The organism is Flavobacterium sp. LS1R10, from assembly GCF_003968825.1.
Taxonomy (GTDB): Bacteria; Bacteroidota; Bacteroidia; order Flavobacteriales; family Flavobacteriaceae; genus Flavobacterium.
The window spans coordinates 51736-77490 of the sequence record NZ_RYDH01000001.1; the positions used below are offsets into that span (position 1 = coordinate 51736).

General features: G+C 34.5%; 20 protein-coding genes, 1 pseudogene and 1 riboswitch. Of the genes and pseudogenes, 6 read left to right on the plus strand and 15 right to left on the minus strand.

Annotated elements, in window-relative coordinates; genetic code table 11:
• Positions 1–41 precede the first annotated feature (41 nt).
• The 7 genes and pseudogenes from EKL96_RS00245 to EKL96_RS00270 all read right to left on the minus strand — a co-directional run bounded on the left by EKL96_RS00245 (position 42) and on the right by EKL96_RS00270 (position 6338).
• The gene (locus tag EKL96_RS00245; protein ID WP_126453017.1) at positions 42–137 is read right to left on the minus strand and encodes a PLP-dependent transferase; all 96 of its coding nucleotides are present in this window, start codon (positions 135–137) and stop codon (positions 42–44) included.
• A gap of 72 nt (positions 138–209) precedes the next feature.
• Positions 210–311, minus strand: a pseudogene (locus EKL96_RS00250) (PLP-dependent transferase); the annotation flags it as partial.
• A 66-nt stretch (positions 312–377) separates the two neighbouring features.
• The gene (locus EKL96_RS00255; RefSeq protein WP_126457436.1) at positions 378–1550 is read right to left on the minus strand and encodes a trans-sulfuration enzyme family protein; all 1173 of its coding nucleotides are present in this window, start codon (positions 1548–1550) and stop codon (positions 378–380) included.
• 142 nt (positions 1551–1692) lie between these two features.
• The gene (locus tag EKL96_RS00260) at positions 1693–2121 is read right to left on the minus strand and encodes an OsmC family protein (protein ID WP_126457437.1); all 429 of its coding nucleotides are present in this window, start codon (positions 2119–2121) and stop codon (positions 1693–1695) included.
• Between the two features lie 193 nt (positions 2122–2314).
• Positions 2315–4729 carry a bifunctional aspartate kinase/homoserine dehydrogenase I gene (gene thrA, locus EKL96_RS00265; RefSeq protein WP_126554984.1) on the minus strand — a complete coding sequence of 805 codons (2415 nt, stop codon included), beginning with the start codon at positions 4727–4729 and terminating at the stop codon, positions 2315–2317.
• 18 nt (positions 4730–4747) lie between these two features.
• Positions 4748–5710, minus strand: a complete 963-nt coding sequence (locus EKL96_RS14370) for an alpha/beta fold hydrolase (protein WP_233579242.1) — start codon at positions 5708–5710, stop codon at positions 4748–4750.
• 78 nt (positions 5711–5788) lie between these two features.
• Positions 5789–5896, minus strand: a riboswitch (SAM riboswitch).
• Between the two features lie 232 nt (positions 5897–6128).
• Positions 6129–6338 (minus strand): hypothetical protein, encoded by a 210-nt coding sequence (locus EKL96_RS00270; protein WP_126453002.1) that lies wholly within the window; start codon positions 6336–6338, stop codon positions 6129–6131.
• Between the two features lie 749 nt (positions 6339–7087).
• On the opposite strand from EKL96_RS00270, the gene metK reads away from it, so the two are divergent.
• The gene (metK, locus tag EKL96_RS00275; RefSeq protein WP_126457438.1) at positions 7088–8338 is read left to right on the plus strand and encodes a methionine adenosyltransferase; all 1251 of its coding nucleotides are present in this window, start codon (positions 7088–7090) and stop codon (positions 8336–8338) included.
• Between the two features lie 61 nt (positions 8339–8399).
• Here the strand turns inward: metK and EKL96_RS00280 are convergent, their stop codons facing one another.
• Together EKL96_RS00280 and EKL96_RS00285 are read right to left on the minus strand one after the other, a co-directional pair.
• On the minus strand, positions 8400–11150 hold the full coding sequence (locus EKL96_RS00280) for a carboxypeptidase-like regulatory domain-containing protein (protein WP_126457439.1): 2751 nt from the start codon (positions 11148–11150) through the stop codon (positions 8400–8402).
• A 62-nt stretch (positions 11151–11212) separates the two neighbouring features.
• On the minus strand, positions 11213–12061 hold the full coding sequence (locus EKL96_RS00285) for a GLPGLI family protein (protein ID WP_126457440.1): 849 nt from the start codon (positions 12059–12061) through the stop codon (positions 11213–11215).
• 117 nt (positions 12062–12178) lie between these two features.
• Between EKL96_RS00285 and EKL96_RS00290 the strand changes: the two genes are divergently transcribed.
• Both EKL96_RS00290 and EKL96_RS00295 read left to right on the plus strand, forming a co-directional pair.
• Positions 12179–13768, plus strand: coding sequence for a sensor histidine kinase (locus EKL96_RS00290; RefSeq protein WP_126457441.1), 1590 nt, complete (start codon positions 12179–12181; stop codon positions 13766–13768).
• A complete protein-coding gene (locus tag EKL96_RS00295) occupies positions 13761–14441 on the plus strand; it encodes a response regulator transcription factor (protein ID WP_126457442.1) in 681 nt (226 codons plus the stop codon). The genes EKL96_RS00290 and EKL96_RS00295 overlap by 8 nt, the downstream gene beginning before the upstream one ends.
• Positions 14442–14448: 7 nt before the next feature.
• Here the strand turns inward: EKL96_RS00295 and EKL96_RS00300 are convergent, their stop codons facing one another.
• Positions 14449–15357 carry a GLPGLI family protein gene (locus tag EKL96_RS00300; protein WP_126457443.1) on the minus strand — a complete coding sequence of 303 codons (909 nt, stop codon included), beginning with the start codon at positions 15355–15357 and terminating at the stop codon, positions 14449–14451.
• 114 nt (positions 15358–15471) lie between these two features.
• Here EKL96_RS00300 and EKL96_RS00305 point away from each other — a divergent pair, with 114 nt between their 5' ends.
• Both EKL96_RS00305 and EKL96_RS00310 read left to right on the plus strand, forming a co-directional pair.
• On the plus strand, positions 15472–16263 hold the full coding sequence (locus EKL96_RS00305) for a hypothetical protein (protein ID WP_126457444.1): 792 nt from the start codon (positions 15472–15474) through the stop codon (positions 16261–16263).
• Positions 16263–16877 (plus strand): deoxynucleoside kinase, encoded by a 615-nt coding sequence (locus EKL96_RS00310; RefSeq protein WP_126452993.1) that lies wholly within the window; start codon positions 16263–16265, stop codon positions 16875–16877. Before EKL96_RS00305 ends, EKL96_RS00310 begins: the two co-directional genes overlap by 1 nt.
• A gap of 118 nt (positions 16878–16995) precedes the next feature.
• Here EKL96_RS00310 and EKL96_RS00315 read toward each other — a convergent pair whose 3' ends face one another.
• The 5 genes from EKL96_RS00315 to EKL96_RS00335 all read right to left on the minus strand — a co-directional run bounded on the left by EKL96_RS00315 (position 16996) and on the right by EKL96_RS00335 (position 24596).
• Positions 16996–19455: a sodium-translocating pyrophosphatase gene (locus EKL96_RS00315; RefSeq protein WP_126457445.1), complete on the minus strand. Its 2460-nt coding sequence runs from the start codon at positions 19453–19455 to the stop codon at positions 16996–16998.
• Between the two features lie 112 nt (positions 19456–19567).
• Complete coding sequence (locus EKL96_RS00320; RefSeq protein ID WP_126452987.1) at positions 19568–20098, minus strand: inorganic diphosphatase; 531 nt, start codon at positions 20096–20098, stop codon at positions 19568–19570.
• A gap of 107 nt (positions 20099–20205) precedes the next feature.
• Entirely contained in the window at positions 20206–20808 is a 603-nt protein-coding gene (locus tag EKL96_RS00325; RefSeq protein WP_126457446.1) for a DNA-3-methyladenine glycosylase family protein, read from the minus strand.
• Positions 20809–20907: 99 nt separating this feature from the next.
• The gene (locus tag EKL96_RS00330) at positions 20908–23394 is read right to left on the minus strand and encodes a DUF5686 and carboxypeptidase-like regulatory domain-containing protein (protein WP_126457447.1); all 2487 of its coding nucleotides are present in this window, start codon (positions 23392–23394) and stop codon (positions 20908–20910) included.
• Positions 23395–23615: 221 nt separating this feature from the next.
• Positions 23616–24596, minus strand: coding sequence for a pyruvate dehydrogenase complex E1 component subunit beta (locus tag EKL96_RS00335; RefSeq protein ID WP_091255586.1), 981 nt, complete (start codon positions 24594–24596; stop codon positions 23616–23618).
• 310 nt (positions 24597–24906) lie between these two features.
• Between EKL96_RS00335 and EKL96_RS00340 the strand changes: the two genes are divergently transcribed.
• Positions 24907–25653, plus strand: coding sequence for an electron transfer flavoprotein subunit beta/FixA family protein (locus EKL96_RS00340; RefSeq protein ID WP_126452978.1), 747 nt, complete (start codon positions 24907–24909; stop codon positions 25651–25653).
• The last annotated feature ends 102 nt before the right edge of the window (positions 25654–25755 follow it).

The following is a 25755-nucleotide window of genomic DNA, read 5'->3' on the forward strand; positions in this document are numbered from 1 at the left end:
TTAAACCGTGGACTATTGTATGGTTTCAATCGTCATGAACTTTACGAAAGCGCCTGCTCTAAATCAGCAATCACATCCTTCACCGTTTCCAATCCTACTGAAACACGCACTAAACCATCGGTAATACTAACCGACAAACGTTCTTAAATAAACCACATTGCCCACGGTTTAAACCGTGGACTATTGTATGGTTTCAATCGTCATGAACTTTACGAAAGCGCCTGCTCTAAATCAGCAATCACATCTTTTACGGTTTCCAATCCTACTGAAACACGAACTAAACCATCGGTAATACTAACTGACAAACGTTCTTAAATAAACCACATTGACCACGGTTTAAACCCTGGACTATTGTATGGCTTTAATCGTCATGAACTTTACGAAAGCGCCTGCTCCAAATCAGCAATCACATCTTTTACGGTTTCCAATCCTACTGAAACACGAACTAAACCATCGGTAATACTCACTGCTAAACGTTCTTCAACAGATAATTTGCTATGTGTTGTCGATGCTGGATGCGTAACGATTGTTCTGGTATCTCCTAAATTTGGTGATAAAGAACATAATTTTATTTTATCCAAAAAGTTTCTTCCGGCTTCAAGCCCCCCTTTTATTTCAAAAGCAACAATATTTCCGCCCAACTTCATTTGCTTTTGAGCAATTTCGTATTGTGGATGCGATTTCAAAAACGGATATTTCACGCGATTCACATTCGGATGCTGCTCTAAAAACTCAGCTACTTTCATCGCATTTTCACAATGCCTGTCTAAACGAATCGCCAAAGTTTCTAAACTTTTTGATAATACCCAAGCATTAAAAGGCGATAAAGAAGGACCGGTAAGTCGAGAAAACAAATAGATTTTTTGAATCAATTCAGCATCACCAACTGTTATTCCTCCCAACACTCTACCTTGACCGTCCATTAACTTTGTAGCGGAATGCACCACTAAATGCGCACCCCATTTTATTGGTTGTTGCAGATAAGGTGTTGCAAAACAGTTATCAATTACCAAAATCAAATTATGTTTTTTAGCAATCGTTCCTAAAAGTTCTAAATCGATAATATCAACAGCAGGATTGGTAGGTGATTCCGCAAAAAGAATCTTTGTATTTGGTGTGATGAAACTTTCAATTGTTTCCGGCTTATTAATATCAAAATAGGAGGTTTCAATATTCCATTTTGGAAAATAATTGATAAATAAAGAATGTGTCGCTCCAAAAACACTACTCGAAGAAACAATATGATCTCCAGATTTCAATAAAGCTGCCAAGGTTGAATACACTGCTGCCATTCCTGAAGCAAAGGCAAAACCAGCTGCCGCACCTTCCATTATACACACTTTATCAACAAATTCGTTCGTGTTTGGGTTGCTGTAACGGCTATATATATTTCTGTCTTTCTCTTCGGCAAAAGAAGCACGCATATCTTCGGCATCCTCAAATACAAAACTAGAAGTTAAGTACAAAGGAACCGAGTGCTCTAAATATTGTGTTCTTTCTAATTGGGTACGGATGGCTGAGGTTTCAAAACCAAATTCTTGATCGTTCATTATTATTAGATTTCAAAGAGTTGTTTCACAAAGATTCGCAAAGGAATCACAGAGATTCACAAAGTTTTTCCGCATAATTTTTCTATAAAAAAAAGCTCTTTATTGTTTAAAATTAAAGTTTTAGAAGTTGACTATTTTAGCTTTACGCCAATTCAACTCCGTTCAAAACTACTTTATAGTGTATGGTTGCTGTTGGCTCTAATGTTTTAGAAACCGAACAGTATTTTTCGAAAGAAAGTTGTGCGGCTCTCGCTGCTTTTTCTTCATTAATAGGTCCTTCCAAAAAGAATACTACAGTAATATCCTTGAATGGTTTTGCTTCTCCTACTTGTACCCGTTCTCCTTCGACCTCAGCTTTGAAAGAAGTGATTTCCTGACGCTGTTTTTTCAAAATCGAAATCATATCAATCGCACTGCAACCCGCAACACCCATCAATACTAATTCCATTGGACTTGCGCCTTTATCGTCTCCGCCAAATTCTGGTCGGCTATCCACATTTACTAAGTGACCACGCTCGTTTTTTAATTCAAAGTGGAAATTGTCGTTTACTCTGTTTAATGTTATTTTCATATTATTCCCCTCCCCAACCCTCCCCGAAGGGAAGGGAGCCAAGACTGGAGGCAGTCCCTTTTTTATTATTTATATTTATTTGGACGCAGATTTTACTTTTATATATGTTAAATCAAAAATCGTCACCCGAGAGCTTGCTCGAACTGGCGAAGCAATCTGCAATCTTTTTATTCCCCCTTCAGGGGTATGGGGGCTACCCTTTATCCGACAATCTCAAAATATCACCAAAAACACCTCTCGCCGTTACCGCAGATCCTGCACCTGCACCTTGAATTACGATTGGTCTGTCGCCATACGATTCAGTGTAAATTTCGAAGAAAGAATCAGAACCTTTTAAGCCTCCCAAAGCAGTATCCGAAGGTACGGAAACTAATTTTACTTCTAGATTACCTTTGTCATTTTGCAAATCGCCTGACAATTCGCCTATGTATCGCAGGACGTGATTGGGCTTTTGGTCGGCTTTTATTTTAGCATAAATTGGATCAAACTCGGTCAATTTATTCAAGAAATCCGAAACATCGCCTTCACGCAAATGTTCTGGAATTAAATTTTGAATATCAATTTCTTCAAACTCATTTTGCAAGTCTAATTCTCTTGCCAAAATCAATAATTTTCTACCTACGTCGTTCCCGCACAAATCTTCTCTTGGATCCGGCTCGGTATACCCATTGTCAATGGCCTCCTTCAATATTTCGCTAAACGAAGCCTCTTTTGCAGAAAAATTATTGAACAAATAACTCAATGTTCCAGAGAAAACACCTTTAATCTTCGTGATATTTTCACCCGAAAGGTGCAATAATTTAATCGTATCAATCAATGGCAATCCTGCACCCACATTAGTTTCATAAAGATAACTCTTTTGATTATCCGCCAGCACTTTTCGTAATTTTTTATAAAAACTATAGCTTAACGTATTAGCCACTTTATTAGACGAAATCAAATCAAAACTGTTTTCAGCTAATTTTATATAATTCCCAACAAATTCAGCACTTGCCGTGTTATCAATCGCAATCAAATTCTCCAAGTGATGCTCATTTGCGTAGGCAATTACATCATCTATAGTATAAGAAAAGCCATTGTTCTGGATTTCATTTTTCCAATTTGGAGTAACGCCATTTTTATTCAAAAGTACATTACTTGAATTGGCAATTGCAAAAACATTCAGTTTGATATCTTTTCTTTTCTCGATAGTTGCTGCTGATTCCAATATTTGGTTAATCAACGTTCCACCAACTAATCCATGTCCGAAAATAGCGATATTGATTTTCTTAGCTACTCCAAAAATCTCTCCGTGAATTACGTTTAAGGCTTTGTTCAATTGCGATTTTTTGACCACCAAACTCACGTTTTTACCCGTAACGGTATTATTGAAAAGAATCGGGACAATTTTATTTTTTATCAACGCCGTGTATGGCTTGTGAAAAGTACTTAAATCCTGACCAATGATAGAAATCACCGAAACATCATCCGTCACCGTGATTTTATTTACATCTTTCGAATAGAAATCATTTTCGAATTCTTTCTCTAATTCAATCATTGCTTTTGTCGCTTTATCAGTGGCAACAACTAAACCAATTCCTCTTTCTGACGAACCTTGAGAAATGATACTTACGCTAATATCATTATCGCCCATCACTCTGAAAATACGGGCATCAACACCTGTTTTTCCCAGTAATCCTCTTCCTTCCAGGTTCACTAACGAAACATTTTCAAGCACCGAAAGTGTTTTGATCCCTTCCTTGTTTGAATTGGAAGTGATTAATGTTCCTTTATTTTCATGGTTGAACGTATTCAAGATACGAAGCGGAATGTTTTTTTCCAACAAAGGAATGATCGTTTTGGCATGAAGAATCGTAGCACCAAAATTGGCTATTTCATTGGCTTCATTAAACGACAAATGGTCAATTTTCTTTGCATCAACTACTAAATCCGGATTAGCGGTATAAATTCCGTCTACATGCGTATAATTCTGTAATTCGTCCGCATTCAAATAATTCGCAATCAACGAAGCGGTGTAATTGCTACCGTTTCTTCCTAAAGTGGTCGTGTCATTATTTGTGTTTGAACCAATGAAACCTGTAACAATATTTACGGTTGTTCCGTTATTTTGTTTGAAATAATTGATGACATTTTTCTTCGAAATTTGTTCCAAAGGTTGTGCATCACCAAATTTCGAATCGGTTTTTATCAATTCCCGAGTATCTGCAAAACGGGCATTTATCCCATTTTCGACCAAAATTGCCGTCAGTAATTTTGCCGAAAGTAGTTCCCCTTTTGATAAAATTTGGTCTTTTATTTTGTTGCTGTAATCACCAATTAAACTGACGCCTTCGAATAATTTTTCAAGAACATGGAACTCTTCGGATAAATCTACGTCTTGATATTCGTCTTGTTGGTATTTTTTGAAATCATCAAAAAGAGGTTTATAAACTCCGTTTTTAGCGGCAATACTTAAAATTTCTTCTAATTCATCCGTAGCATTTCCTCGCGCCGAAACCACAATAGCAATTTCCTCGCCTTGATTTACTTTATCAATAATAATTGCAACCACCTTATTTATTCCATCGCCATTCGATAACGATTTACCTCCAAATTTTAATATTTTCATTGTGTTCTGTTTTTTGGCTTAGAATATATCCTGAAGCAAATTGTGTAATTGTTTGTATTCTATCAAAAAAGCGTCGTGTCCGTGGATGGAAACTATTTCCTGATAGGTAACCCTCTTTTTATATTTTTTTAAATCCTTGTACGTTGCTTTATTTTCATTTGCAGTAAAAAACAGGTCGGAATTGATTCCAATAATATGAATCTCGGCTTCAATTTTTGAAGTTATCTCTTCGAATGATGTGCGGTCTCTGGTGATATCGATTGTTTTCAACAGTTGATTCATCATTTTATATGACGAAATTTGAAAACGTTTCTGCAATTTTTCGCCGTGATGTAGCAACCAGCTTTCTACATTAAAAATCTCCAATTCTTCATTGGTGGTTCGCTGAAATTTTGCAGCAAATGATTCCGGAGTTCTATAGCATAACATAGCATGAGTGCGAGCGTCTTCAATAGGTTTTGAAGAGTTGTTGAGAATTTGTTCCTGCAAAAAGCAATTGGCAATTAGCCAATCCGTCGATTTCCAATCCGTTGCGATAGGAATTAAATGCTGTGTGATTTTTGGCTCTAAAGCGACCATTTCCCAAGCAATTCCGCCACCTACAGAACCCCCAATAATAGCGTATAGTTTTTTAATATCCAGAACCCGAATCCCTTCAATAAAAATCCTGGCAATGTCTCTGGCAGTAAAATCCAAATAATCTTCGATCTCAAAACCATCAAAACCATTTCCGGGAACATTAAATGCGAGTATTGTATATTTTGTTGTATCTATGGTTTTGTGTGCTCCAATTAAATCATTCCACCAACCGTTTTCACCCACAACTTGTGAATTTCCGGTTAAAGCATGGTTGACCAAAACAATTGGTGCCGTATGCAATTCTGGCCCAAAAACTTGAAAACTTACGTTTAAGGTAGGATAAAAAGCGCCACTTTTAGTGGTGAAATTTTGAAATGTAATAGAGGTTGGTTTATTTTCCAATGGCAAATCTTTTATGATTTTTGATCTGTGTTTGGAAATATTATAAAGAAAGTCAGGCGTTATCTAGACTAATTCTTAGTGTTATCTTTCCACGATGAGCGTGGTAGAATGCAGCACCTTCTTCGATAAATCGAAGGGTTGCTAAGGCTTCATCGGGTCTAATCCCTCTGCCTTTCTTTATAACATTTCAATACGTTTTTGAACTTAAAGAAGCAAATTAACCACTATTTTTTGTAACAACCAAATTTTTATGTGGATTCGTTTATTTCTTTGGGCTCCATAAATACAAAAAACAATTCACACGCAATTGTTATTCTGACGAAGTAATGAGGATATTCATCCCGTTTTCTTACTTCGTCAAAACAACACTTTTAAACATCCTTTGAAAATCTCAAAACCAAAAATAAATTCGGATTTATTAAATAAAAAGCGCTTCATTCTCTTGGGAATACATTAGGAAAAGCAATGAATTAGGTACTATTTTTTGTGCCAAAACATCGTTCTTTGAGATCTCAAATCTAGGATGAATCAATTCATTCTTAGAATCGTTTTCCTTTTCTTTTTTATTTCTGAAATTAATACTTTTTAATAACCGAAATGTCTTTGTAAAATACTTTGTTGTGCTCATAATTTTTAGGTTTTAGGTGTTAATATTCATTTTTGGTCTCCTTGTATGAATTGTTGTGAGATTTGAAAAAAATCAGAAAAACAAAAAACCCTTTTAGATCCATATCCAAAAGGGTTTTAAGTTATACACTTACTTTTGGAATCAACAGCCGCGAATACACATAATGGCATTGACACAAATCATGTTATTGACTGTTGCGTTATTTATTTTTTGGCTTTTTAGGTTATTCATCGAGGCTTTTTGTGACTAAAAAATCTATTCTATTTATTACTATTCAAAAAAAAAGCTTCCCGTTATCCGGGAAGCTTTTGATATATAATTTGATTTAAATTATGCAATAAGCAACCCTCAGGAATTTTCCTGTGCGACCTTAAACATATTACAAATATTAAATTTCATTTTTACTTTATTAGAATTTCAAAATTGCAAATTATTTTTTAAATATCCAAATAAGTTTAAGAAAATAATAGCGAAACTATTTTAAATATTATTTTTTCTTAATAATTTAGAACCCGAAAAATATTTATTCTCAAAAAAAACAAAAGATTAATTTGCAATTCAAAATGGTTTCATACATTTGCAACCAAATACAAGAGGAAAAATTTGAACTGATTGCAACCTCTTCATAATGAAACAAATTCATTATGAATACTGAACGTTTTTCAGTAGAAAAAATGCTAAAGCAGAAACTCTTCTTTAGTCCTTTTTAGCAATTATTTTTTCTCGCTTAATTTAAAATAATAATTATTATGGCCTATTTATTTACGTCAGAATCTGTAAGCGAAGGACATCCAGACAAAATTGCAGATCAAATTTCAGACGCATTAATTGATAATTTTTTGGCATTTGATGCTGACTCAAAAGTAGCTTGCGAAACTTTAGTAACTACAGGTCAAGTAATCTTGGCAGGTGAAGTAAAATCAAATACCTATTTAGATGTGCAACAAATCGCTCGCGATGTAATCAAGAAAATTGGTTACACCAAAAGCGCCTATATGTTTGAAGCGGATTCTTGTGGTATTCTTTCTGCTATACACGAACAATCTGCTGACATCAATCAAGGTGTTGATAGAGCAAATCCTGAAGAGCAAGGTGCTGGTGATCAAGGAATGATGTTTGGTTACGCAACAAATGAAACAGAAAATTACATGCCTTTGGCACTTGATTTATCTCATAAATTATTAAAAGAATTAGCTGTTTTAAGACGTGAAAATAACGAAATCACTTATTTGCGTCCGGATGCTAAATCTCAAGTGACGTTAGAATACAGTGATGACAACAAACCAACTCGAATTGAAGCTATTGTAATTTCGACACAACACGATGACTTTGACGAAGAAGCTACTATGCTTGCTAAAATCAAAAAAGACATCATCGAAATTTTGATTCCAAGAATCATTGCAAAAAATCCAACGAGTGCTCATTTATTTAATGATCAAATTAAATACCACATCAATCCAACGGGAAAATTTGTAATTGGAGGACCTCACGGAGATACTGGACTAACAGGTAGAAAAATTATTGTAGACACTTACGGTGGAAAAGGTGCTCACGGTGGTGGTGCATTCTCTGGTAAAGACCCTAGTAAAGTAGACAGAAGTGCGGCTTATGCGACTCGTCACATTGCTAAAAATCTAGTTGCAGCAGGTGTTGCTGACGAAATTTTAGTACAGGTTTCCTACGCAATTGGTGTTGCTAAACCAATGGGGATTTTTATAGAAACTTATGGGACTTCAAAAGTAACCTTAACCGATGGAGAAATTGCTAAAAAAGTAGAAGCTATTTTTGACATGCGCCCGTACTTTATAGAGCAACGTTTGAAATTAAGAAATCCAATCTATAGCGAAACGGCTGCTTACGGACACATGGGGCGTACTCCAGAAACAGTAACTAAAACATTTTCTGCACCAGGCGGATTAACCAAAACGGTTACTGTTGATTTATTCACTTGGGAAAAATTAGATTTTGTAGATCAAGTAAAAGTTGCTTTTGGATTGTAATACAACATTTATAGTATAGAAAAAGGGGATTTTGCAATGCAAAATCCCCTTTTTAATTTGGCTATATATTGTACTTTAAAATAAAGGTCACAAATCGTGGTAAAATAATCGTTTCATTCGCATTAAAGCCATTTACGCTAAAGGAATTGTTTAATCTTGATCTCGTATTTAAAAGGTTATTTGCCTGTATTCTATACTCAAATTTCGAGTCCTTTTTGATGTAATTTAAGCTTGCCGTCATGATTTCAAAATCGTTTGTTAACCCTGAAGTTTCATTTTTAAAGCGATTAAATGAATAATCCCAATTAACATTTAACCCATTCAAAAAATAGTAGTTCAGCTTAACCGTTGGCGTTTGCGTAATAAACTTGTTTGAAGCTTGCTCAGAAAAATTAATTCGATATCCTAAATCAATATTTGGATATTTTTTGAATTGCGTTGCAAATGCTAGATTGTAACTATGATTTACGTTTTCGATTCCTTGAATAAACTCCTGCGCAGTACCACTAGTCACTCTTCGGTTTAAAACGAAATTTTTATTCCAGCTTGCATTAACACCGCCTGTTAATTTATAATACTTCTTAAAACTCTTGCTATAAAACAAATTCCCGTTCAAGTTTTCATTTTCTGCGTCTAAATTTAAACGGTCTGAAGTAGAATAAATACTTTGAAATGATATACCGTTCACCACTGGATCCTTTGTGGTTGTGTATGAAATATTTCCAAAAATTGTAGTGAAATTATACAAATTGTACTTTGAATAATTCAATCTATGACTGGTAACCAGTGAATTTTGCAGTTGGGAATTCCCTTTTACAATACTATTGAAATTAGTAAAAATATACCCTTCGACTAAAGAGTTTATATCATTAAAACCATTCTGAACATTAAAATTATAGGTTATATTTTCTGATTTTTTTAAATCCCAACGGGCAAACATATCAGGAAGAAAGCGACTAAAATTTAATTGATACGGATTACCTAATTGCTGATTGTTGGTGTTGTATTGATGAACCGAAAATCCTGGATTAAAAGTAAACTTACCAACCATAAACTTGTAATGAAGTCCTAAAAAAACATCATTAAACGCATACCGCACGTCATTATTGTACGCCGCTTGTTCTACTGAATTAACAGATTTGTCCTCTAAGATTTGCAACAGACTTGAATTATATGTTTGAAAAGCATTTGAATTTCCTGCTGTTACATTCAATATACTTTTATTAGAAATTTGGTAATAATAATCTGCTTTTGCATCCACTTTATTGGTTTTTACAAATCGAGACTGCTCAATATTTAAACTATTTTCATTGACAAAAACAGCGCTTGGATCATTTGGATCTTGAGAGCTACTATTTTGATATGGATTAACCGATAATTGCGGATTGTAAAAGGGATCTTCATCCTCATATTGATGCTGTATTTCAATTACCCATGTACTTTTGGGATTTTGTGTATAAAATAAATTCAAACTTTGATTGAAAGAAACTGGCGCTTGATTTTGAAATGCTATAACTGTGTTAGAGCTGCTAAAAGAACTTCCATTAGCAAAAGAGCTAAAATTACTTTGACTGTTATTAACATCCTGTTGATCGTTTTTTCTAAAGAAAACATCGTAATCCAGTTGAAAATTATCATTGGCTTTATACTTTGAACCTACCTTAGAGATAAAAGCATTATTTCTGGAATCGGTTTTGTTTTTTCTATTTTCTAGCGTTGCAATATTCGTTGTATTGGGTTCAAAAATACCACGATCAGAATTCGTAATCGACTGATTGAATGTAGAAGAATACGCTGCAAAACCAATCAAGGTCCATTTTTTTGATACAGAATGATTCACGTTTAAAGTTCCGAATTTGTCATTTGCCTTAGCAACATTATCACCACCAGAAAGCCCAAAGAAATTCCGATTCAGATTTAAAGAAGTTCCGCTTCTGCCTATAGTATTCCTAGCACCCCCATTTATCCTGAAAAAATCAGCTGAAGTCAAAGAAACCTCCCCAATATTATTCAAATTTACTATGGAGTTGATACTAGTTTTAGGAGAATAATAAAATACTTTTGGATTAAAAATATACCCTTTATCATTTGCTAAACCGGCACTCACATCCCCAAACCAAAACTTATCTTTTCCTTTTTTGAGTTTAATATTTAGTGCGATGTCGTCATTATTGTTCTCTAATCCCTTCATCTGAGATACCTCATTGAAGTTTCGCAATACTTGCACTTTATCAACTGCATCCGACGGAATGTTTTTGGATCCTAGTTTAGTATCGCCATCCATAAATGGTTTGCCATTGACAAATAATTTGGTTACTTTTTTTCCTTCAACTTGCACTTGACCATCGGCCATGACTTCAAAACCGGGTAGTTTCTTAAAGACATCTTCTAACTTTCGCTCTTCGCCCGTTTTAAAAGAATCAGTATTGTAAACAATGGTATCGCCTTTTATAGAAACCGGCATTTCACGGACAATCTCAACACCGTCGAGTTCAATTCCTCCTTCTTCGAGCGCAATGCTTTTAATGCTGTTTTCTAAAGTTGTGGTGATTTCCAACTCTTTATTCTGCATTCCCAAATAACTGATTTTGATATTATACGCTGTATTTGGTTTTAGATTAAGAAGAAATTTTCCTTTGTCATTTGTTATGGCATAGGCATCCATTGCTTTTGTTTCTTTATTTATTGCCATAACATTGGCCATTTCAAGACCTGTCGCTTTTGAATCGGTTATGAGACCTTCAAATTTAATGGATTGAGCAAAGGAGAATGAAGTTATAAAGAAAAATAAAAAAAGGTACTGGTTTTTCATTGACTGGTTTTATGAGTATGACTAGTTGGTCATAAAAAGGTTTAATTCGTTACAAAAAACAACTAATTCGTGAAGGTTCTAAAAATGATATTTCCATCCTTATCCTTCATGCTGTCCATTTTCATTTTTTCTTCTTTATCGAATTCTTTTTGAGTTAATACTTTTCCTGCGTTTGGAGTTTTAATTTTTACTTTATCCTCACTATTTAAAACTACTTTAGAGCATAAAAATTTAACTTCTCCATTATTTAATTCCAAAATTAAACCTGGTAGACCTGAATATTTATCTGGTCCATGATTAACCGGGATTTCTAAGGTATACCAAGCAGTAACAATATTATTTTGGGGCTCATTCATTTCAAATAAATTTGTTTTCTGTTTAAATTTATTTTTTAAATAATCCTGATACTCTTCTTTTTGAGCAGCAGTAACCTGAATTACAACCTCAGCCTTATAACATAGGTAATCCCCTATTTTTTTAGTTTCTTCTTTTAATTGCCAATCCCAATTTTTTAATTCATCAGTGATAAGATATTTTTTTTCGAAGATTTCGCCTTCAAAAATTTGTTTTTGCACCTTCCGATTCATGTACTTCTTTCCATCTCCTGAAATGGTAATACTAATAATCATTCCGCTATCACTTTGTCCCACAGGCTCAAGCTTTTGTTCTTCTTCAAATAAAGACTCTGTTTTATTAAAACTTAATGAATATGTTTTTTGGGAAACTTTCTCCCATTCTTTTTGTACTGCCTTCTCAAATTCTGCATCTTTTTCAGACTTAATCTCACCGTCAGTTTCCTCGGATTTAATTTTAGATTGATAAATTGCTTTGCCTTTAAAGTTTTGAGCAACGGTTAAATTGACAGTAGTTAAAATTATTGTTAAATAAATTACTTTGAATAAATTTTTCATTTTATAGCTTTTTAGTTAGATGACAAATAAAGTTCTAAATAACCACAATAATAGTTAACCAAAGTTAACGATTGTTAATGGGTCAATTCAAAAGCATTTAGTTCTTATATTTGAAAAATGAAAGTGAAAAATTACGCCGCTATTATTTTTTTTGTAAGCCTAACTATTTTGGCAACCATCAGTTTACAAGTATATTGGAATATTAAAAACTACAAAGAAAACAAACAACGATTAATTAATGATGTACAAATTGCTTTTGACAACAGTACTGAATACTATTATATAGAACAGTCAAAAGAAAATTATATCGCTTTTGTAAACCGAGATGATTCCATATCCGAAGAGCAATTTATGGATGACTTAAAACTTGATACAGTTTTTAAAAATTATAAAGCAAAAAGGAATCAAAATAAAATTCCAAAAGTTGATTCAATAAAATCTAAAAAAACAGCATCTGTAACTACATCTTTAAAAATTTCAGAATCCAAAATTCATTCGGTTCCAGACACAAGTAATTTGATAAAATTGGATTCGAAAATCATTAAAAACGAGAAAGAAAATGACAATAAAATAGTTACCTATACTAAACCAAAATCTAAAACGAATTCCTCAGTTTTAATATTACGAGGAAAAAAAGCAACAGATAGCCTCTTACAAATAAAAGATTCAAGAAGTAGAATTGTAATATCTATGGTTACAGATTCCGTTGCATTCAATAAATTAAGTAAAATTTTAGATAATGAACTTTCTCGAAAAAAAATTGTTGTAGATTATACTTTAGAGCATTTTAAATTAAACACTCTTTTTGATAAATTTAAAAAAAACACTTCCTTCAAATCAGTGAAATTACCTCTTTCTACTTTTTCAAAATCAGTCTACCTTCCCATTAACGATAAACTGAAAATTTCATTTTCTGATCCTACGGTACTACTTTTAAAAAGAAGCATGATTGAAATAATTCTTTCGTTACTGTTATCGCTTTCCATTGTCGGATCTTTATTTTATCTTTTAAGAATTATAAACCGTCAGAAAAAAATTGATGAAATCAAAAACGATTTAATCAGCAATATTACTCATGAATTTAAAACGCCAATCACCACCATTTCTTCGGCAATAGAAGGAATCAAGAATTTTAATTCCGTTAATGATCCTAAAAAAACAAATCGTTACTTAGACATAGCATACCAGCAATTAGAAAAATTAGCCATTATGGTTGAAAAACTTTTGGAGACTGCTTCGTTAGAATCTGACAATCTTACGCTAAACAAAGAACCAATTAATATAGTTCAATTATTAAAGAAAAATGTTGAAAAACACCTATTGAACACTTCAAACAAAACAATTAATTTTATTTCTAATCAGGAAAAATTAATTTTGAAGGTGGATTCATTTCATTTTGAAAATGCATTTTCAAATCTGGTCGATAATGCCCTAAAATATGGAGGTCCTCAGATTGAAGTTTGCTTAACATCAGACAAAAAAAAGATAGAAATAACAGTTCAAGATAATGGAATTGAAATTGATAAAAACCAACATGAAAAGATTTTTGAAAAATTTTATAGAATTCCGAAAGGAAATATTCACGATGTAAAAGGCTTTGGAATAGGTTTATATTATTCCAAAAAAATCATAGAGAAACATCAGGGAACACTTGAACTAATCGTAAACTCCAAAAACATTTTTAAAATAACATTAGCTCATGTCTAAAAAAATAAAAATAATCCTAGCCGAAGACGAACCTGCTTTAGCACAAATCATTAAGGAAAGTTTAGAAACTAGAAATTTTGAGGTCATTCATTGTAAAGATGGCGAAGAGGCTATTGAAGTTTTTAGAAATGAAAAAATAGAATTACTTGTTTTAGATGTCATGATGCCTAAAAAAGATGGTTTTTCAGTAGCTAAAGATATTCGAAAATTAGATAATAAAACTCCGATAATTTTCCTCACTGCTAAATCACAAACACAAGATGTAGTCGATGGATTTAATTTTGGAGGTAATGACTATTTAAAAAAACCTTTTAGCATGGAAGAACTAATCGTTAGAATTCATTCTCTTCTTGGCAGAAATACTGCTATCAAAAACGAGGATAACATAGTGATTGGCAACTATATTTTTAATCTTACTAAACAAACCTTACAGTACCTTGACACAACAATCTCCTTAACGCATCGTGAAGCAATTCTATTAAATATAATATCTGAAAATAAAAATAAAATAGTTGAACGTTCTTTAATTTTAAATAAAATTTGGGGAGAAGATGATTTTTTTAATGGTAGGAGTATGGATGTTTTTATTACTAAGTTGAGGAAAAAATTAAGCCTTGATCCCAACATTCAAATTATAAATGTTCGTGGTCAAGGCTGCAAATTAATTTGTTAAAACTATCTTATCCGCCTATTCGAAAGGTTCCCGTAGAACTACCACCACGCCCTTGATTCATTTCTCTCCACTCTTCCATTTTTTTTATGACATCATCGTCATACTCCTTTTGAGAAACTACTTTTCCTTTTGTTAATGCTTTAATTTCTATTTTTTCCTTTGGATTCAAGACAATTTTAGAGCACAAAATTGTGGTTTTCCCATCGTTAACTTCTAGAATTAATCCCGGTAAACCCCAATATCCTTCTGGTCCTTGACTAACAGGAATTTCCGGAGTGTACCAAGCCGTTATTGTAACTTCTTTGGGAAGTTCTATGGCATCCATAAAGTTCGTTTTCTTATCTGAAGCCGCCTTATCATCTGCTTTTTCAGTACCCTGTTTTTTGGCTTCCTCTTTTTTAGGTCGGAAATTTCTAAAATCAGTAGCACTTGCCGCCTTAATTGCGGTTGCCTTGTAACAGGTATATCCGCCTATTACTCTCGTTTCAGCTTCCATTTTCCATTTTAGACTTGGCAAAGAATCTTTTACTAAAAACTCTTTTCCCATAAAATCTTTATCAACCGTATAGGTTTTCTCTTTTACATTTTTGTAATAAGTTCCGCCGCCGCCACTCATTGCATTCATTATGCGCATTCCACCTCCAGCTTGACCTGTAGCCTCTAACTTTTCTTCTTCTTTATAAATTGATGTCGATTTATCAAAATTAAGAATGAATGTTTTTTCGAACATTTTCTTCATTCTTTCCTCAATCATTTTTTGCATATCAGGAGTCATATCCTTATTGCCTTCCATTCGTGTTTTGAAATCGGAGGTACTGCTTTTTGATTCATACACTGCCATTCCTTGAAATTCCTGAGCGCGAAGCCCCAAAAACGATGCAATTGTTACTATTATTGCGTAAATTACTTTATACATAACTATTGGGTTTTAATGAATAAGAGTGAAAAATACTATTTTTGTTACAAGTATTCTGTTAAAATATTAATAAAACAATCAAAATTATATACCGTTTAATTGTAATTTCGCTGTATGAAAAAAGTAATATTATTGCTGTTTATCGCTTCATTTTCAGTAATTTTTAGTCAGAACCAAAAACTAACAGCCATTAAAATCGATTCTATTCGTTTTGATGGAGATGCGTTTTTAGGTTATGATTCATTTGGTTTTTACTACACCATCCATAACAATGTTTTTTCTAAAATTGGAACACGGAATACTTTAGAATACAAAAATATTTCTTTGGGTAGAATCACAAAAATAGATTTGCATAACCCTTTGAAAATTGTTTTATTTTACGAAAATTTCAATACAGTTATCATCTTGGACAATCAATTGAATGAAACTCAGAAAATCAATTTTTCAGAAAATACAATTCCAATCGTAGCCACTGCAATTGGTATTGCTGCTCTAAATCAGTTGTGGGTTTACAACAGTATGAATCAGCAACTGGGATTATATGATTATTTGAACAAGGATTACAAAACTATTTCAGTTCCTTTTACTGAAAGTATTAAGAATTACGCTTCAGATTTCAACATCTTCTATTGGATGGACGGTAAAAACAACTGGTACACTTGCGATATTTTTGGCAGAATAGCAAACAAAGAAAAAGTTTCTGATTTTGACTCGATTGAAATTATAAATGAAAATCAGATCATCTATTCTAAAAATGGGATTTTAATTTTGCAGGATTTGGAAAAAAACCAAAAAACTGAAATTGAAATTTCAGAAAAATCCTTTAAAAAATTCTATTACAAAGACCAAATTTTATCTATTTTTACAGCTGAAGGAATTACAAATTATAAAATCATACTACCGTAATGCACATAGCAATAGCAGGAAACATAGGCTCTGGAAAGACAACTTTGACACGCTTATTAGCGAAACATTTTAAGTGGGAACCACATTATGAAGACGTAGTAGACAATCCGTACCTAGATGATTTTTATCACCAAATGGAGCGCTGGTCGTTTAATTTACAAATTTATTTCTTGAATAGTCGCTTCCGTCAGGTGATGCAAATTCGTGAAAGTGGCAAAAAAATCATTCAGGACCGAACTATTTATGAAGATGCCCATATTTTTGCTCCTAATTTATATGCAATGGGTTTGATGACCAATCGTGATTTCCAGAATTATTCGTCTCTTTTTGAATTAATGGAATCTACTGTTAAAGCCCCTGATTTATTGATCTATTTAAGGAGTTCTATTCCTAATTTAGTTGGACAGATACATAAACGCGGCCGTGAATATGAAAACTCAATATCCATTGAGTATTTGAGTCGTTTGAACGAACGCTACGAAGGCTGGATTCAAACCTATGACAAAGGAAAACTATTAATCATTGATGTGGATAACATGAATTTTGTTGATAATCCCGAAGATTTAGGAACTATTTTTAACCGTATCGACGCAGAATTAAATGGATTGTTTTAGAATCCTCTCCCCAACCCTCTCCGAAGGAGAGGGAGTAGAAACTGGTGATAAAATACATAAAAACAAAAAATGCCTCGCAGTCTAAATTGCGAGGCATTTTTTATTTACAAGATATTGATTACTTTAAAGCATCAATCTTAGCCTGAACTTCGGCATCAGTTCCCTCAAAACTTTGAATGTCTTCTTTACCGTTAATATTAGTTTTAATAGTTGCTTTTACTTCTCCATCAACATTGGTTTTTTCTATCGTAACTTTTTCCGAAACCATTTCAGTTACTGCTGCGGAAGCATTCATAAATCTACACGTTTTACTGTCACATCCTTTAGCAAGACACTCTTCTTTAGATATTGAAGTACACATTTCAGAAGCAGCACAACATGCGGCTTTATTAGCCAATGTATGATTGCCACTACCTAAAATTGGTGCAATTACCAAACCAATCAAACAGGTCAATTTAATTAAAATATTCATTGATGGTCCAGAAGTATCTTTGAACGGATCTCCAACAGTATCGCCAGTAATGGCCGCTTTATGCGCATCAGAACCTTTATAGGTCATTTCACCATTAATAAGAACTCCCGCTTCAAAAGATTTTTTAGCGTTGTCCCAAGCACCACCGGCATTGTTTTGAAAAACAGCCCAAAGCACACCCGAAACGGTAACTCCGGCCATATAACCCCCTAACATTTCGGCGATTAGCTGGTTGTTGTCTCCGTAAACTAATTTGCCAAGCAAAACAATTGCAATTGGAAAACCAATTGTCAATATTCCCGGCAACATCATTTCGCGCAATGCAGCTTTCGTCGAAATATCAACACACTTAGCATATTCCGGTTTTCCGGTTCCTTCCATAATTCCGGGAATCTCCCTGAACTGACGACGTACTTCATACACCATGTCCATTGCGGCTTTCCCGACAGAATTCATCGCTAATGCCGAGAAAACTACAGGTATCATGCCACCCACGAATAGCATTGCTAAAACTGGTGCTTTAAAAATATTGATTCCGTCAATTCCTGTAAAAGTTACATACGCAGCAAATAGAGCTAGTGAAGTTAATGCTGCCGAAGCAATAGCAAAGCCTTTTCCGGTTGCTGCAGTTGTATTACCTACAGCATCTAAAATATCCGTTCTGGTACGTACTTCTTTTGGCAATTCGCTCATTTCAGCAATTCCACCGGCGTTATCCGATATGGGTCCAAAAGCATCGATTGCCAATTGCATGGCCGTTGTTGCCATCATCGCTGAAGCAGCTAAAGCCACACCATAAAATCCTGCTAATGCGTAGGAAGTCCAAATTGCAGCTGCAAATAATAAAACCGTTGGAAACGTAGAAATCATTCCGGTTGCCAATCCTGCAATTACGTTTGTTCCTGCTCCAGTTGAAGATTTTTGAACAATTGCCATAACAGGTTTTGTACCCAATCCTGTATAATACTCAGTTACTGACGAAATGAGTCCACCTACTGCCAGACCTACAATTGTAGCATAAAAAACACGCATGGATGAAATTTCTTTAGTTCCTTCTCCAAAAAAATCCATTTTCATGGTTTCTGGCAACATGTATTGCACTAAAAAATAGCAGGCAATAAGGGTTAATCCTATTGAAAGCCAGTTTCCCCTATTTAAAGCGCTTTGCACTTGCGCTTCTTTTGCATTATCATCTGTAATTTTTACCACCATCGTTCCGATAATCGAAAATAAAATACCAAAACCGGCGATTGCCATTGGCAATAAGATAGGTCCTATTCCTCCAAAAGCATCTTGAATAGTTCCGCCCATGTCTTTAATTACATAATTTCCTAAAACCATGGCCGCTAAAACGGTTGCGACATAAGAACCAAATAAATCAGCTCCCATTCCGGCAACATCGCCTACATTATCCCCTACATTGTCCGCAATTGTAGCCGGATTACGGGGATCATCTTCCGGAATTCCAGCTTCTATTTTCCCTACTAAATCAGCTCCAACATCGGCCGCTTTAGTGTATATTCCTCCACCAACTCTTGCAAACAAGGCTATTGATTCTGCTCCAAGAGAAAATCCCGCTAGTGTTTCTAAAACAATGGTCATATCTTCCGTAGAAGTCCAAACGCCATTCATAAAAAAGTGAAAAAAGAAAATAAAGAAAGTGGTCAATCCTAAAACAGCCAATCCCGCAACCCCTAATCCCATTACTGTTCCGCCGCCAAAAGAAACTTTTAGAGCTTGAGGTAAACTGGTACGGGCGGCTTGTGTGGTTCTAACATTGGTTTTTGTTGCAATTTTCATTCCCATGTTCCCAGCTAAAGCCGAGAAAAAAGCACCAAAAACAAAAGCAACCACTATTAATATGTGTGTAGTAGGAACGAAAAAAGAAATTCCGGCTAAAACTATGCTAGCTCCAATGACAAAAAACGTCAACAACCTATATTCTGCTTTCAAGAAAGCCAAGGCTCCTTCGTAAATGTAATCCGAAATCTCTTTCATCTTACCATCACCCGGATCCTGTTTTAATACCCATTTTCTTTTAGCAAACATAAATGCCAGTCCAATAAATGCCATCGCAATAGGCAAATAAATCATAATTGTATTCATAATTTCGGTTTGGTTTTTGGTTAAAATTAATAGTGTAACAAAACGAATTTAAACAAAAAAAGCAACACTCTTAACAGAATGTTGCTTTTTTTGTAAAAATTATGACGTAAAATTATTTAATACTAAACAATCCCTCTGGTTTATTTTCAATTTGATTAAATCGCTCCGTACACTCTGCGATAATTGCATAGGCTTCATTTACATCTCCCCAGCCGCCTACATCTACTTTCTTGTTTTCAAGATCTTTGTACACTTGAAAAAAGTGTTCAATTTCTTTTAATAAATGTGGATTCATGTCTGACAGATCATTCAATGAATTCCAGATTGGATCTGAAACCGGTACACAGATAACTTTTTCATCCGGTCCTTTATCATCCGCCATGTGGAAAACACCAATGGGTTTTACTTCCATAACACAACCGGGAAAAGTAGGTTCGTTTACCAAAACCAATACATCTAATGGATCGCCGTCTAAGGCTAATGTTTCCGGAATAAATCCGTAATCCGCAGGATACATCATTGACGAGAATAACATTCTGTCAAAACGCATTCTTTTTATTTCGAAATCATATTCGTATTTATTTCTACTTCCTCTTGGTATTTCGATTAAAACATCGAAAGTTGTTAATTTGTCTGCAGTCATTTTAGTTTTTCTTTTCTATATTTTATGGTTGCAAAAATAAGTAAAGAATCCCTTTCAACAATGAAAAATCTATGTTATCTGTTGATTAAATTTTAAGAAACAGCACTTTAGTAAAAAACGGTTCTATTTCTTTTCTTTAAATAATGATGCCATAAAAGATAGGTTGCAAAAGAGCGATACGGACTCCATTTCAACGTATGAACTTGCATCTCATTTTTGTCGTGAATATCCAGTAATTCCTTGATTGTGTGTACAACGGCAATATCGCCTAATGGCAATAAATCAGGCTCTTGCAGACAAAACATTAAATAAATATCGATGGTCCAGTTTCCTATCCCTTTGATTTTGATGAGTTCTTCGCGCACTTGCAGAGCCGTTTTGGCTGGCAAACTTTCTAAATCAAGTTCTTTATTTATTAAGGCTGTCGCCAAAGCTTTGATATAAGACGTTTTTTGACGGCTTACGCCAAGATTCCTAAACTCAGCATCCGATATGAGAACAAGAATTTCCGGTGTTACCGTTTTTAGAGTAGTTTTTATTTTCAAAAAAGTAGCTTTAGCGGACTCTATCGATACTTGTTGCTCTAAAACCAACAATACCAGAGTCTCAAAACCTTGCGGTCTTTTGGGAATAACAGGCATTCCGTATTGTTCAATGATTGCTTTGAAAATAGCATCTTTTTCTAAAAGGTAGTCGATGGCTTCTTGCATAATCTGATGTTTTTTTAGCCCGGATGGAAACGGCATCCTTTTTATAAGGCGATTTTTATTCGCCTTATAAAAAGATATAGTGTACAGCCGGAATAGCTCCTAAAAACTGAACCCAAACGACCCTTTTACAGTAAAACGATTCGTTTCCGGCACGTTGAGATAATTGCCTCGCCAGGCGAAATCAATACGGAATACTTTGAAGATATTTCCAATACCAGCACTGTATTCCCAATAGCCTTTTTCAGGTGCATTGTAAATTAAACCCGAAGCATTAATAGCTCTGTTTTCATCAGAGATGCTTCCATAAACCCCTTTTACGGATATAATTTCTCTCCAATTGAGTTTGCGCATGAACGGTATTCTGGAAAAAAGACGCCCGTTGAAATTGTGATTCCACTGTAAAGTAGCATATTGATCCGATACAAATTCATAGAAATTAAGATTACTGAAGGTGTTTTCAATCGTGAAAAAAGTTTGATTTCCCGGAATCACATTTATCAATCCTAACGGAACTGTTCCAAAAGTTTTTCCTACTTCCATAATAATATTGGTTCGCCCCAATGGACCAATAACTATAGGCTGTTTGTAATATAATTGTACTTTGTCATATTTGAAATTACTGTTCAAAAGCCCTTTGAATCCATGGCTGTAATTAATAAAAAAACGACTAAAAGGACTGTCAACATTGCTTCTTTCAACCCCAAAACCAATCGTTTTTCGCTTTGGAGAATACTCGATCTGAATGTTCGCTTCGGATTGTTTTACATCACTTTTAGTAGCTAAATTGGCTATGTTGGTATAATAATCCAGGCTAAAAGTAGGCGATGCAGACTCCAGCGTACGATACGAAATCCCAGCCTGAAAAGTCAAGTTTTTTACTGGCTCCATTTCTATGGCAACATTAGTCAAATTGATGTTGGTTAACTTCCCGTTACTGCCAGATGAGAATACGGACGACGAAGCAAAACTTCGGCCTAAAACATCATTTGTAGTAGTTAAACTGGCTCCTATTTGTTCAATGTCTCGCCTATTTCCGCCGGATAAAATGATCCTATTTTTCTTGTCGACCATCCATTTTCCGGAAAGTCCGTATTTAAATTTATCATCATCAAACCCATACGCAGTATACGCCTGAATGCGCCAAGGATCGTTAGGACCAAAATAGGTTCTTCCTCCTACTCGCAACCGTACACCCTCTACTTCATTGTATCCAAATGTAGAAAAAACAGGTCCATAATCAAAGTTATTAAACTCCACATAACCACTTCCTAGTATGGATACTAAGCTGTACAATTGTTTGAATTTATTTACGGTTTGCAGGGTATCAAGCATTTTATAAACGCCCAATTCATCCTTGCTTAAGTTTTCAAAACGGTTTTCATTCCAATATTCCTCGGATTTATTGTAGACTTCGTCATCCATATAATTGACTTCGGCTTTATAAAAAGCAACAGGCAATTCTGTATTGAACTGATGGTTCCGGTAAAAACTAGTTCTTTTTCCATAAACACCTTTCGAATTTTCTTTTTTGTTCAAAGCAAAGTCAGACATCAAATAATCCTTGGTCAACAAGAAAACCGAGTCACTGACTACTTCAAATTCCTGCTCTAAGTAAATATCTTTTACCCAGTTGATATTGGCACTTTTGGTCACTGCCATATTGATTTTCTTGATGGCAAATGTGGAATCATTCACCCAAAAATCTCCTTTGAAAGTCAATTCGTTTTTTCGTCTTGGATAAAAGACAATATTATAGCACCATTTATCATCAATATACGAACTGTCTTTTAGTACATAATTGTAGACATCAATCCCTGTTTTAGACAGCGGACTGGTAAAGCTTTTGTCAAAAAAAGTCAAGTAATTATTGTAGATATTATAATCTGAATACAAGTCTTTTACAAAAGATAAAATCTGTTGATTCCCATCAAATCCGGACGTTTTATTGGCTTTTATTTTTTCTTTTACCTTCTTTAATTTGTTGTCTCCATAAACATCATGGAGTGATTCATTTATAAAAATAGGCAAATAGGTTTTCCCGGTTACTCGGGACGTATCCATTTGATCGAATATAAATTCCATCCCTTTAAAAAGTTTGCTTTTCATAAAAGCACTGTCAATAGAATTCATATCAAATTCTATTTTCTCGTACTTTTCCATCTGGTATTGGTCAAACTGATACAACCCGTTTTTACGTTTTCTTTCCCAGATTTTCCTCAGAATATCGAGCGCAGGATTGTCCTTTTTTGATGTTTTTCCGGCAAAAACCACTACTTCGTTTAAGCTTTCGGCTTCATTCAACTGAATTTTGAAATTATAATTTACCGGTTTATCTAAGTAAATTTCTTTTTCAGAAAACCCAACGGAGGATATGAGTAAAGTAGTATATGTTTTTTTGGATTCCAGGTAAAACTTACCGTCCTCATTAGTCACAATTCCTTCACTGGAACCTTTGAAAACTACATTGGCAAATGGAATGGGCAGGTTGGATTTATCAACCACAACACCACTCACTTTTGTTTGCGCAAAACTAGTAGTTGCTGAGACCAACAACAAAAGCAGAAACAATAAGAGATTCTTTTTCATATGTAGATAATATTTGTTTTTGTAGGAATATGGTATCGCCAGATCTTAATTGGTGTTTGAGACAGCTTCTGTCATGGCGATTTCATAGTCATTCAAAAAAAAACTTCATCAAATTAAAGAATTGATGAAGTTTCAAATATAGTTAATTAAGACCGCAGGATTAATTGATTATTAAAAAACGGGTTATTAGCCCTTATTCCAAATCAAACGATTCCAACTGACTATTTTTTATACAGTACTTTTTTAACCGCTTTTACTACATCACCAGCATTAGGCAACCATTCTTTCAATAAAACCGGAGAGTACGGCGCTGGCGTATCTGCAGTCGTAATACGTTGAATAGGCGCATCCAAGAAATCAAAAGCACGTTCTTGAACAATATAGGTAATTTCAGAAGCCACACTTGCAAAAGGCCATGCTTCCTCAAGAACTACTAATCTATTTGTTTTTTTAACCGATGTTAAAATCGTCTCATAATCCATAGGACGTACAGTTCGCAAATCGATAATTTCACAAGAAATTCCTTCTTTGGCTAATTCGTCAGCGGCAATATGCGCCTCTTTGATAATTTTTCCAAAAGAAACAATTGTCACATCCGTACCTTCACGCTTGATATCAGCAACTCCTAACGGAATTACATATTCGCCATCTGGAACTTCACCTTTATCGCCATACATTTGTTCAGATTCCATGAAAATCACAGGATCGTTATCACGAATAGCCGCTTTCAACAAACCTTTGGCATCATAAACCGTAGAGGGAACTACCACTTTAAGACCCGGAGTATTCGCAAACCAGTTTTCTAACGCTTGTGAGTGCGTTGCTCCTAATTGTCCTGCCGAAGCTGTTGGACCACGAAAAACGATTGGCACATTAAATTGTCCACCCGTCATCTGACGCATTTTGGCAGCATTATTTATAATTTGGTCAATACCTACTAAACAAAAATTGAACGTCATGTATTCCACAATCGGTCTGCATCCATTCATGGCTGATCCTACTGCAATACCAGTAAAACCAAGCTCTGCGATAGGAGTATCAATGACTCTTTTCTCGCCAAATTCAGCTAGCATACCTTTAGATGCTTTGTAGGCACCATTATATTCTGCAACTTCTTCACCCATTAAGTATATGGACTCATCGTGACGCATTTCTTCACTCATCGCTTCACAAATGGCCTCTCTAAATTGTATCGTTCTCATATTTTTTTATATTTTGTCCTCCTGAGCGCAGTCGAAGGATAATTTTCGAAAAGCAAAAATAAATATTTAATATCATTTAAAAGCATAAATTACTCTAAATTAATTCAGGATTTATAGCGATAATTTTCAGGAGCTATTTCCGGCTCTCCGCTGTATCTTCCTGTGGCTAAAGGAGCCACAAGAAGGATGCCGCTGCTATCCGGGCTACGAAAACGTAGTAGTTAAGTAAAATATTATGCGTGCATAGTATATTATTCAAATTAATATTTTAAATTTGTAAAAGAAATTACGAATAATAAAAAATATAAGTATGAAAATATTAGTTTGCATCAGTCACGTTCCTGATACTACTTCAAAAATTAACTTTGTCAACGGCGATTCTGAATTTGACACCAATGGAGTTCAATATGTAATCAATCCAAATGACGAATTTGGTTTGACACGCGCTATTTGGTTCCAAGAACAACAAGGCGCAACGGTTACTGTTGTAAATGTTGGAGGTCCAGAAACCGAACCTACTTTAAGAAAAGCGCTGGCAATAGGCGCTAACGAAGCCATTCGTGTGAACGCAACTCCTACTGACGGATTTTTCGTAGCCAAACAACTTGCTGAAGTAATTAAAAACGGAAGTTACGATGTAATCATTGCCGGAAAAGAGTCTTTAGACTATAATGGCGGAATGGTTCCTGGAATGATAGCCGGGATTTTAGGATACAACTTCCTTAATTCTTGTACAAGTCTTACTGTTGATGGAACTAATGTAAAAGCAGTTCGTGAAATTGATGGTGGAAAAGAAACCGTTGCTACAACTTTACCATTAATCATTGGAGGACAAAAAGGATTGGTGGAAGAAAAAGATTTGCGTATTCCAAACATGAGAGGAATCATGACTGCAAGAACAAAAGCATTAACAATACTGGAGCCTGTTGACGCTGCTGTGAATACAAAAGCAGTAAAATTTGAAAAACCAGCTCCTAAATCAGCCGTAAAATTGATTGCTGCTGACAATTTAGATGAATTAATCAATTTATTACACAACGAAGCAAAAGTAATCTAACTGTCATAAAGCGGAATGTCAAAAGTCAAATGAATAGAAGTTTACACTAATTTCCCTTTTCGACTTTAGACTTTTAAACTTTAAGACTAAAATAAAAAAATC